Source organism: Tabrizicola sp., assembly GCF_036781545.1.
In the GTDB taxonomy this organism is placed as follows: Bacteria; Pseudomonadota; Alphaproteobacteria; order Rhodobacterales; family Rhodobacteraceae; genus Tabrizicola.
Window position 1 is genome coordinate 1 of record NZ_DAIQAT010000142.1, and the last position, 8942, is coordinate 8942.

Annotated in this window: 11 protein-coding genes and 1 pseudogene; 8 read left to right on the forward strand and 4 right to left on the reverse strand. The window is 67.2% G+C overall.

What is annotated here, in order from left to right:
* Together eno and V7Q39_RS16615 are read left to right on the forward strand one after the other, a co-directional pair.
* Positions 1 to 448: pseudogene (eno, locus tag V7Q39_RS16610) on the forward strand (phosphopyruvate hydratase); the annotation flags it as partial.
* Between the two features lie 29 nt (positions 449 to 477).
* Positions 478 to 663: a hypothetical protein gene (locus V7Q39_RS16615; RefSeq protein WP_333817729.1), complete on the forward strand. Its 186-nt coding sequence runs from the start codon at positions 478 to 480 to the stop codon at positions 661 to 663.
* A 37-nt stretch (positions 664 to 700) separates the two neighbouring features.
* On the opposite strand, the gene V7Q39_RS16620 is transcribed toward V7Q39_RS16615, so the two are convergent.
* Complete coding sequence (locus V7Q39_RS16620; RefSeq protein WP_333817730.1) at positions 701 to 1759, reverse strand: NAD(P)/FAD-dependent oxidoreductase; 1059 nt, start codon at positions 1757 to 1759, stop codon at positions 701 to 703.
* 58 nt (positions 1760 to 1817) lie between these two features.
* The gene (locus V7Q39_RS16625) at positions 1818 to 2639 is read right to left on the reverse strand and encodes a hypothetical protein (protein ID WP_333817731.1); all 822 of its coding nucleotides are present in this window, start codon (positions 2637 to 2639) and stop codon (positions 1818 to 1820) included.
* A 156-nt stretch (positions 2640 to 2795) separates the two neighbouring features.
* Here V7Q39_RS16625 and V7Q39_RS16630 point away from each other — a divergent pair, with 156 nt between their 5' ends.
* The 4 genes from V7Q39_RS16630 (at position 2796) to rarD (ending at position 5682) form a co-directional block, all read left to right on the forward strand.
* On the forward strand, positions 2796 to 3326 hold the full coding sequence (locus tag V7Q39_RS16630) for a pseudouridine synthase (RefSeq protein WP_333817732.1): 531 nt from the start codon (positions 2796 to 2798) through the stop codon (positions 3324 to 3326).
* Positions 3323 to 3724: a cupin domain-containing protein gene (locus V7Q39_RS16635; protein ID WP_333817733.1), complete on the forward strand. Its 402-nt coding sequence runs from the start codon at positions 3323 to 3325 to the stop codon at positions 3722 to 3724. Before V7Q39_RS16630 ends, V7Q39_RS16635 begins: the two co-directional genes overlap by 4 nt.
* The gene (locus tag V7Q39_RS16640; RefSeq protein WP_333817734.1) at positions 3724 to 4608 is read left to right on the forward strand and encodes a fatty acid desaturase; all 885 of its coding nucleotides are present in this window, start codon (positions 3724 to 3726) and stop codon (positions 4606 to 4608) included. The genes V7Q39_RS16635 and V7Q39_RS16640 overlap by 1 nt, the downstream gene beginning before the upstream one ends.
* Positions 4609 to 4758: 150 nt before the next feature.
* Positions 4759 to 5682 (forward strand): EamA family transporter RarD, encoded by a 924-nt coding sequence (gene rarD / locus V7Q39_RS16645; protein WP_333817735.1) that lies wholly within the window; start codon positions 4759 to 4761, stop codon positions 5680 to 5682.
* Here rarD and V7Q39_RS16650 read toward each other — a convergent pair.
* The gene (locus tag V7Q39_RS16650; RefSeq protein WP_333817736.1) at positions 5666 to 6763 is read right to left on the reverse strand and encodes an anhydro-N-acetylmuramic acid kinase; all 1098 of its coding nucleotides are present in this window, start codon (positions 6761 to 6763) and stop codon (positions 5666 to 5668) included. The genes rarD and V7Q39_RS16650 overlap by 17 nt on opposite strands.
* Positions 6764 to 6820: 57 nt before the next feature.
* Between V7Q39_RS16650 and tyrS the strand changes: the two genes are divergently transcribed.
* Together tyrS and V7Q39_RS16660 are read left to right on the forward strand one after the other, a co-directional pair.
* Complete coding sequence (gene tyrS / locus V7Q39_RS16655) at positions 6821 to 8071, forward strand: tyrosine--tRNA ligase (RefSeq protein WP_333817737.1); 1251 nt, start codon at positions 6821 to 6823, stop codon at positions 8069 to 8071.
* Positions 8068 to 8556, forward strand: coding sequence for a hypothetical protein (locus tag V7Q39_RS16660; protein ID WP_333817738.1), 489 nt, complete (start codon positions 8068 to 8070; stop codon positions 8554 to 8556). The genes tyrS and V7Q39_RS16660 overlap by 4 nt, the downstream gene beginning before the upstream one ends.
* Positions 8557 to 8583: 27 nt before the next feature.
* Here the strand turns inward: V7Q39_RS16660 and V7Q39_RS16665 are convergent.
* Positions 8584 to 8942: peptidylprolyl isomerase (locus V7Q39_RS16665; protein WP_333817739.1), on the reverse strand; the 359-nt coding region annotated here is incomplete at its 5' end.

The following is an 8942-nucleotide window of genomic DNA, read 5'->3' on the forward strand; positions in this document are numbered from 1 at the left end:
CGACTATCCGATCATCTCGATCGAGGACGGCATGGCCGAGGACGACTGGGACGGCTGGAAGATGCTGACCGAGGTGCTGGGCTCGAAGATCCAGCTGGTGGGCGACGATCTGTTCGTGACCAACCCGAGGCGGCTGGCCGAGGGGATCAGCAAGGGCATCGCCAATTCCATGCTGGTGAAGGTGAACCAGATCGGCACGCTGACCGAGACACTGCAGGCCGTCGATATGGCGCATCGGGTGGGCTATACCAACGTGATGAGCCACCGGTCGGGCGAGACCGAGGATTCGACCATCGCCGACCTCGCGGTGGCGACGAACTGCGGACAGATCAAGACCGGGTCGCTGTCGCGGTCGGACCGGCTGGCGAAATACAACCAGCTGATCCGCATCGAGGAACTGCTGGGCGAGACGGCGGAATATGCCGGGCGGTCGGTGCTGAAGGGCTGAGGTCCGTAGCTAGTTCACGGAGTAACAAGTTGAAATATATCGGCCTTCTGCTTGTCCTGATCGGGGCGGGGGTGTTCACCCTTCCGATGTGGCTGCCTTCGGTGGCCGATGTTTCGGTCACCGGCGAGACCTTCACGCGCGCGGGCCAGGTCGGCGGCGCGGTGGCGGGCGTCGGCCTCGTGCTGTTCGTGATCGGCCTCTTCCGTCGGCGCTGAGGGCGGGGGAGGCGACGCCTGCCCCGAGCGGCAGGCGTCAGGCGAACCGCGCGAGGCGGAAGTCGGCCAGAAGCGGGCTTTCGGCGCCGCCGGTGATCTCCTCCGCCAGAAGCTCGGCCACCACCGGGGCCAGCGTCGCCCCGGAATGCATCACCGCGATCCAGAGGCCCGGGAGCGGCCCCTGCCCCACCACCGGCAAACCGTCCCCCGGCACCGGGCGCATGGCCATGGCCTGGTGCGCGAAGTGGATGTCGTGGCCGGGGAACAGGGTGCGCAGCCGGGTCAGGGTGGCGTTGACCACCACGGGGAAGGAACCCAGCGTCTCGGCATGGTCGGACTGGTGCCCGGCGGAGGCCGGGGTGCGGAGGCGGCCCTCGGCGTCCTGGCGGACCTCCTGATCGGGGGTGGCGAGGACCACCGGGCAGACCGGCGGCAAAGGGTTGGTCGTGACCATCAGGCCGGGACGCGTCAGCATCGGCAGGGTGGTGCCGAAGGGCTCCAGCAGGCCGGGCGTGCCCGTACCGGTGGCGAGGATCACGCGGCTTGCCTTGAGCGGGCCAAGGTCGGTGAGAACGCCGGTCGCCCTGCCCTTCTCTTCGGTCACGGACTGAACCGTGGCACGGATCACCTGGGCGCCGGAGGCCCCGATCAGCGCGCGGGCCAGGGTGGCAGGGTCGGCGACGCCTTCCTCGGGGAAGAAGAGCGCAGACTCCGGGATGGGACCAAGGGCAGGCAGGCGTTCGGCGATCTCGGGCTGCGTCAGGCGCTGGACCTGATAGCCGAGCGCCTGCAGGTCGCTGGCGGTTTCCTCCTGCGCCTCGCCCGTCGCCTCATACCAGAGGCAGCCTTGCCAGTTGGTCGGCAGGCCGGGCAGAGCCTCGGTCAGACGGCGATGCGCGGCAAGGCCCTCGTGGCGCAGGTGGTAGTGGGGACGGCTGAGGAAGTAGGAGGCGTTGAGCCAGCCGAAGCTGGCGGTGGAGGCGAGACCGCCTTCGGCATGGGTCGAGACGAGGGTGACGGCCTCTCCCCGCCAGGAGAGCTGCAAGGCCAGCGCCGCGCCGGTGATGCCAGCGCCGATGATCAGAGTTTGTGTCATGGGAGGAAGGTGGCATGGGGAGGGTTCGGTTGACAATGGATGTGTCGGGACACAGGCATCAGGTATTCACTTGGTGCCATTTCAGCCCTTGATCCAACCCGACCGGCGGGCCTAGTTGGCGGTCGCGCTTCCGACGACGCTCAAGGCAAAGTTCGTGAGACGACCGTTCAGGAACAGCCAGTCGCCAAAGACAAAGCAGGCGAGGATCATACCGCCCTGATAGGCCGGACCGGCCCAGTCCTGGAGGATCAAGGTCATCGCCCAGTTCTGGCCAAAGATAATCGGAGGCAGCCCAGGCCGTATAGGCGGTAACCGCCACCGAAAACGCGGCAAAGCGCCAGTTGATATGGTCCCTCAGCAGAACGAGGCCCAGCATAAGCCCAAGCGCCACCAGGTTGACCAAGCCGAAGCGTCGAAGGTCATTGACCAAACCGCGGAAGGTCCGGTCATACCGCTCTGCGATGAAATCGCCCAACGTAACCTGCCCCAGGCGCAGAGCGGCGGCGCGCTGGACCAAGGCCTGATCAGTAACTTGAACGACCAGCGCTTCGATATGGCAGTCGTCCTTGCAGCGCTCCGACAGGACGTAGCTCACAAGGGCGGGCATGATTTCGGCTCTCCGGGCCTCCACCGCCTCGGCCTCGATCCCCAGACGCCGGGCCAGCGCCCCCAAGCGCTCTGCGCGGCTGCCCGCGTCGGCCTGTCCTACAGCTTCGGTCCAGGCCGCGTCGGCAGCCGCCTCGACCTTGGAGACCGCAAAACCCTGCAGAACGACCTCGACCTCTGATCGGTCAAGGAAGGTTATGGCAACGAGGAGAGTAGAGAGCAGGATACCCGTCAATTGCACCGCGACGAGCGCAAGACTGCCCAGTTTTTCCATCCCGCTCCTCGCTCTGGACTGGTCGTCGCAGAAGTGACCTTGCCAAGCGTTACCCGGCGCCGAAAGTTGATCAAGGCTTCATTGCGACGGGACAGGCACGAGTTGCCTGGGCAGAATCGCGTTCCCATTCTTGCAGGGGCATGGCAGCAAGGGACCATGCTTATCCTGCTCAACAAGCCCTATGACGTGCTCTGCCAGTTCTCCCGTGAGGGCGACCGGGCGGTGCTGGCGGATTTCGTTCCGGTGAAAGGGGTCTATCCCGCCGGGCGGCTGGACCGGGATTCGGAGGGGCTGCTGGTGCTGACCGATGACGGGAAGCTTCAGGCCCGGATCGCGGACCCCAGGCACAAGCTGGAGAAGACCTATCTCGCGCAGGTCGAGGGGGTGGTCACGGAGGGCGCGCTGCAGCGGCTGCGGGAGGGCGTGGCGTTGAACGACGGGCCGACCCTGCCGGCGAAAGCGAGGGCGGTGGACGAGCCCGCATGGCTCTGGCCCCGGACCCCGCCGATCCGGCTGCGGAAGACGGTGCCGGACGGGTGGCTGGAATTGACGATCCGCGAGGGGCGGAACCGGCAGGTGCGGCGGATGTGCGCGGCAGTGGGCCTGCCCTGCCTGCGGTTGATCCGCTGGCGGGTGGGGGACTGGACGCTGGAGGGGCTGGCTCCGGGCGAATGGAGGCAGGCATGACGGCAGAGGCGATCATCGCGAAGCTGGGGTTGCAGCCGCATCCCGAGGGCGGCTGGTACCGGCAGACCTGGGTCGGGCCGGACACCGGCGGACGGGCCAGCGGGACGGCGATCCTGTTCCTGCTGAAGGCGGGCGAGCGGAGCCACTGGCACCGGGTCGATGCCGACGAGATCTGGCTGTGGCACGCGGGCGCGCCGCTGGTGCTGTCGATAGGGGCAGAGGTGGAGCATCGGCTGGGGCCGGATGTGCTGGGGGGCGAGGTGGTGCAGGCGGTCATCCCGGCGGGATGCTGGCAGGCGGCGCACTCGACCGGGGGCTGGACGCTGGTCAGCTGCACGGTATCGCCCGGCTTCCGCTTCGAGGGGTTCGAACTGGCCCCGCCGGGGTGGAGCCCGTGATGGATCACAAGACTTTCCTCTCCGCCCTGCCGCCCGACCTGCGCGAGGCGATGACCGAACGGTCGGACGGGCCGGGCCTCTGGCATCTGGCCGGGCATCTGGGGGCGATTGTCGTGGTGGGCGCGCTGATCGCGGCGGGCGTGCCGGGCTGGTGGGCCCTGCTGCCGGTGCAGGGGGTGCTGATCATCTTCCTCTTCACGCTGGAGCATGAGGCGACGCACCGGACGCCGTTCCGCACGGTCTGGCTGAACGACTGGGCAGGGCGGCTGTGCGGGCTGCTGCTGGTGCTGCCCTTCGAATGGTTCCGCGCCTTCCACATGGCGCATCACCGCTGGACCAACCTGCCGGGGAAGGACCCGGAACTGGCGGGGCCGAAGCCCGAGACGCTGCGGGAGTGGGTCTGGCATGTCTCGGGCCTGCCCTACTGGATTTCCGGGCTGCGGTTGATGGGCAGGCTGGTGGCGGGCCGGGTGACGGATGAGTTCGTGGCCGAGGGGGCGAGGGCGCGCATTGTGGCGGAAGCACGGTGGATGGCGCTCCTCTATGCGCTGGCCGCGCTGTCGCTGCTGGGAACGCCCGTGCTCCTGTGGGTCTGGGTGGTGCCGGTGGCCTTGGGCCAGCCCGTCTTGCGGCTTTACCTGCTGGCGGAACATGGCGACTGCCCGGAGGTGGCGAACATGTTCGAGAACACGCGGACGACCTTCACCACAAGGGCGATGCGCTGGCTGGCCTGGAACATGCCCTATCATGTGGAACACCACGTCTGGCCAACGGTGCCCTTCCACCGGTTGCCGGAGGTGCACGGGCTGATGAAGGCGGAATTGCGGGTGACGGCAGAGGGCTACGCGGCCTTCACGCGGGAGTATCTGGCGCGGCGGCTCTGATGCCGCGGCCGGTCGCCCGTTGGGACAGGGTGGATGCCTCCGGCGGGGATATTTGCGCCAGTATGAAATGCCTGCCTGCAGGACATCCGGGATTGTGCGGGGCACAAGATCGGGGTGGTGAGGCTCCGGCGCTTTCGCTAGGGGTGGGGCATGAGCGATACCACTCCTCAGCCCCCTCCGGCTGCCACCAGCGGCGACAGCCTGTCCGGCTTTCTCTATGCGCTGACGGCCTATCTGCTGTGGGGCTTCCTGCCGCTGTACATGAAGGCGCTGGCGCATATCCCGCCGCCCGAGGTGATCGCGCATCGGGTGGTCTGGTCGGTCCCGGTGGCGCTGGCGGTCCTGTGGTGGACCGGGCGGACGGGGGATCTGAAGGCCGCGCTCAAAAGCCCCCGGATGCTGGGGATGGGCGCGATGACCGCGGCGCTGGTCAGCGTCAACTGGGGGATCTATGTCTGGGCCATCGGCTCCGGGCATGCGCTGGATGCGGCGCTGGGGTATTACATCAACCCGCTCTTCTCGATCTTCCTGGGCGCGGTGCTCCTGGGCGAGCGGATGGGGCGGACGCAGATGGCGGCGATTGCGCTGGCGGTCGTGGCGGTGGGCATCCTGACCTGGGAGGCCGGGCGGCTGCCGGTGGTGGCGCTGGGGCTGACCGTGACCTGGGGCTTCTACGCCTATCTCAAGAAGCGGCTGCCGATCGGGCCGAACCAGGGTTTCGCGCTGGAGGTGCTGATCCTGCTGGTGCCCGCGCTGGCCTATATGGTCTGGCTGGCGGCGCAGGGCACGTCGCATTTCCGGCAGGGCGTGGTCTGGGACGATGCGCTGCTGATCGGTTGCGGGATCGTCACCGCGGGGCCGCTGATGATCTATGCCAACGGGGCGAAGCGGCTGACGCTGTCGACCATCGCGATCATGCAATACATCGCGCCGACGATGATCTTCCTGACCGCGGTCTTCATCTTCGACGAGCCGTTCAGCCAGGTGAAGATGCTGGCCTTCGGGCTGATCTGGATCGCGCTGGTGATCTATTCGCTGCCGATCCTGGCGGGACGGCTCAGTCGGGCCGGCTGATCTGGCCACCGCCGACCAGGGCGGGCGTGCCGGTGGTATCGGGGCTGGAGGTCGCCATCTTGCGCAGCACGCGGACGGCGAGGAAGGCGAAGGCCTGGGCTTCCAGCATGTCGCCGTCGAGACCGACATCTTCCACCGGCAGGATCGCGCAGGGAATGCGGCGGCGCAGCTCGGCCATCAGGGTCGGGTTGTGGCGGCCCCCGCCGGTGACGAGGATCCGGGTCACGGGCGCGGGGAAATGGATCTGCGTAGCGGCGACGGAAGCCGCGGCAACGGCGGTAAGGGTGGCGGCGGCGTCTTCGTCGGACAGCATCGCCAGCCGCTCGATCAGTCCGTGGAAATCGTTGCGGTCCAGCGACTTCGGCGGTGGGGCGTCGAACCAGGGGTCCTTGAGGACCGAGGCGACGAAGGCCTCGTCCGCCTCGCCCTTCGCGGCCAGCGCGCCGTCTTCGTCATGGGAAAGACCTAGCCGGTCGCGCATCAGGTCATTGATCGGGGCATTCGCCGGGCCGGTGTCGAAGGCGAGAAGCGCGCCCGGGCTTTCCGGGCCGGGCGCGGTGGGGTCGATCCAGGTGAGATTGCCGACGCCGCCGAGGTTGAGGAAGGCCAGGGGTTCGGTCGCGCCGATGTGGCGGGCGAGCGCGTAATGGTAGAAGGGCGCCAGCGGCGCACCCTGCCCGCCGATGGTGACGTCGGAGGAGCGGAAGTCCCAGACCGTCGGCAAGCCCAGAAGCTGCGCCAGAAGCGCGCCGTTGCCGCATTGGTGGGTGCCCCTGCCCTTCGGATCATGCGCGAGGGTCTGGCCGTGGAAGCCCAGGATCTCGGCCCCCGAGAAGCGGGCCAGCACTTCGGCATGGGCGGTCTCGACCACTTCGGCGGCGGCCTCGACCTGCGGATCGCCGGGCCATTGGCCGAGCGCCGCGCGCAGGGCCTCCTGTTCCTCAGGCGTGTAGGGGCGATAGGCGGCGGGACCGAAGGCAAAGACCGCGTGACCGTCGGTCTTGATCATCGCGGCGTCGACCCCGTCCAGCGAGGTGCCGGACATAGCGCCAAGCGCCCACAGAGCCCCGTCCTTCCGCATCTTCCCTTGGAACCTTCGCACAGATATACCGCCGCCACATCCTAGACCGAGGCGGCCATGAACTACCATCCGAAATCTGACTTCATGCGTGTGATGTTCGAGCGCGGTTTTGTTGCCGATTGCACGGATTATCAGGCGCTTGACGAGGCATTGGTGAAGGATGTGGTGCCTGCCTACATCGGCTACGACGCGACGGCGCCCAGCCTGCATGTCGGCCATCTGATGAACATCATGGTGCTGCGCTGGCTGCAAAAGACGGGCGGCAAACCCATTACCCTGATGGGGGGCGGAACGACCAAGGTCGGCGACCCCTCTTTCCGCAGCGAGGAGCGCCCGTTGCTGACGCCCGATGCGATCGACCAGAACATCGCCGGGCTGAAGCAGGTTTTCGCCCGCTACCTCGCCTATGGCGACGGGCCGACCGATGCGATCATGCTGAACAACGCGGAATGGCTGGACGGGCTGAACTATCTCGACTTCCTGCGCGACATCGGGCGGCATTTCAGCGTCAACCGGATGCTGAGCTTCGAGTCGGTGAAATCGCGGCTGGATCGCGAGCAATCGCTCTCGTTCCTGGAATTCAACTACATGATCCTTCAGGCCTATGACTTCCTGGAGATTCACCGCCGCTACGGCTGCTTGTTGCAGATGGGTGGGTCGGACCAGTGGGGCAACATCATCAACGGGATCGACCTGACCCGCCGGGTGATCGACCAGGAGATATTCGGGCTGACGACCCCGCTGCTGACGACAAGCGACGGGCGCAAGATGGGGAAATCGGCCTCGGGCGCAGTCTGGCTGAACGGCGAAATGCTGAGCCCGTATGAGTTCTGGCAGTTCTGGCGGAACACGACGGATGCCGACGTCGGCCGGTTCCTGAAGATATTCACCGAGCTTCCGGTGGCGGAGTGCGACCGTCTGGGCGCGCTTGGCGGGTCCGAGATCAACCAGGCGAAGATCCTGCTGGCGAACCTCGCGACGGGCTTGCTGCACGGCGACGAAGCGGCGGCGGCGGCGGAAGCGACCGCGCGGGAAGTGTTCGAGAAGGGCGGCATCGGCGACGACCTGCCGACGGTGGTGTTGGAGCCGGGCGAACTGGCCGAGGGCGTGGGGATCGTGCAGCTTTTCGTCCGTGCTGGCCTCGCAGCCAGCGGCAAGGATGCGAAACGGCTGATTGCCGAGGGTGGCGCACGCGTGAACGACGAGATCGTCACCGACAGCGGCCTGCGCTATGGGGCCAGCCACCTGGCCGAGCCCCTGAAGCTGACGGCAGGCCGGAAGCGCCACGCGCTGGTGGTGCTGGGATGATCCGGCTCGCGACCACCCTGCTGGCGCTGACCGGGTCGGCGGCCGGGGCCTGCCCGATGTCGCTGGCAATCTATACCGAGCCGCAAAGCGGGTTCGAACTGCGCTTTCGGGTGCCGCAGTCCTGGGAGATGGTCGGTCAGGTCGACCATATGATCGAGCTTGGCTTGCCGGACGGTCGGGTTCTCTGGGGCCAGATCGCGCAGAACATGGGCGTCAGCCGGCAGGAGGGCACGCTTTTCGCGGGTTGCCCGCCGCCTTCGCAGGACGGCCCCACCCCGCAGGAGGTGCTGGACGAGTGTCAGGCCTGGCAAGGTGTGGTCTACGGGCTGGACCAGGGCCGCATCGGAATGCTGCCCTTTGCCGACCAGCCTGCCCCGCCGTCGCTGATCCTCGCCGATTTCGGACGGCAGCTGCGCTATTCGGTGATGGACGGTCCCGAGATCGAGATCTGGGACCAGCTGGATCTGACCGCCTGCGCGGAATGACAAGGGGCCCCGCGGGGCCCCTTTCGTTTATTCCTGCACCGTGACCTTGGTCATCACATCCGGCTTGGCGGGCGGTTCGCCGCGCTGGATGGCGTCGACCACCTCCATCCCGGAGATCACGTTGCCGACGATGGTGTACTGGCCATCGAGGAAGCTCGCGTCGCCGAAAGTGATGAAGAACTGGCTGTTCGCGCTGTTCGGATCGTTCGCCCGGGCCATGCCGACGACACCGCGCTGGAAGCTGAGGTCCTTGGTGAACTCGGCCGGGATGTCGGGCTTGTCGGACCCGCCCATGCCGGCCATCGACAGATCGCCCCCGGCCTTGCCGTATTGCACGTCGCCGGTCTGGGCCATGAAGCCGTCGATCACGCGGTGGAAGACCACGT

Coding starts and splice junctions, on each gene's coding strand:
- V7Q39_RS16640 (WP_333817734.1), top strand. CDS start 3,724: ATGGATCACAAGACTTTCCTCTCCGCCCTGCCGCCCGACCTGCGCGAG.
- V7Q39_RS16625 (WP_333817731.1), bottom strand. CDS start 2,639: ATGGAAAAACTGGGCAGTCTTGCGCTCGTCGCGGTGCAATTGACGGGT.
- V7Q39_RS16635 (WP_333817733.1), top strand. CDS start 3,323: ATGACGGCAGAGGCGATCATCGCGAAGCTGGGGTTGCAGCCGCATCCC.
- V7Q39_RS16660 (WP_333817738.1), top strand. CDS start 8,068: ATGATCCGGCTCGCGACCACCCTGCTGGCGCTGACCGGGTCGGCGGCC.
- rarD (WP_333817735.1), top strand. CDS start 4,759: ATGAGCGATACCACTCCTCAGCCCCCTCCGGCTGCCACCAGCGGCGAC.
- V7Q39_RS16620 (WP_333817730.1), bottom strand. CDS start 1,759: ATGACACAAACTCTGATCATCGGCGCTGGCATCACCGGCGCGGCGCTG.
- tyrS (WP_333817737.1), top strand. CDS start 6,821: ATGAACTACCATCCGAAATCTGACTTCATGCGTGTGATGTTCGAGCGC.
- V7Q39_RS16630 (WP_333817732.1), top strand. CDS start 2,796: ATGCTTATCCTGCTCAACAAGCCCTATGACGTGCTCTGCCAGTTCTCC.
- V7Q39_RS16650 (WP_333817736.1), bottom strand. CDS start 6,763: ATGCGGAAGGACGGGGCTCTGTGGGCGCTTGGCGCTATGTCCGGCACC.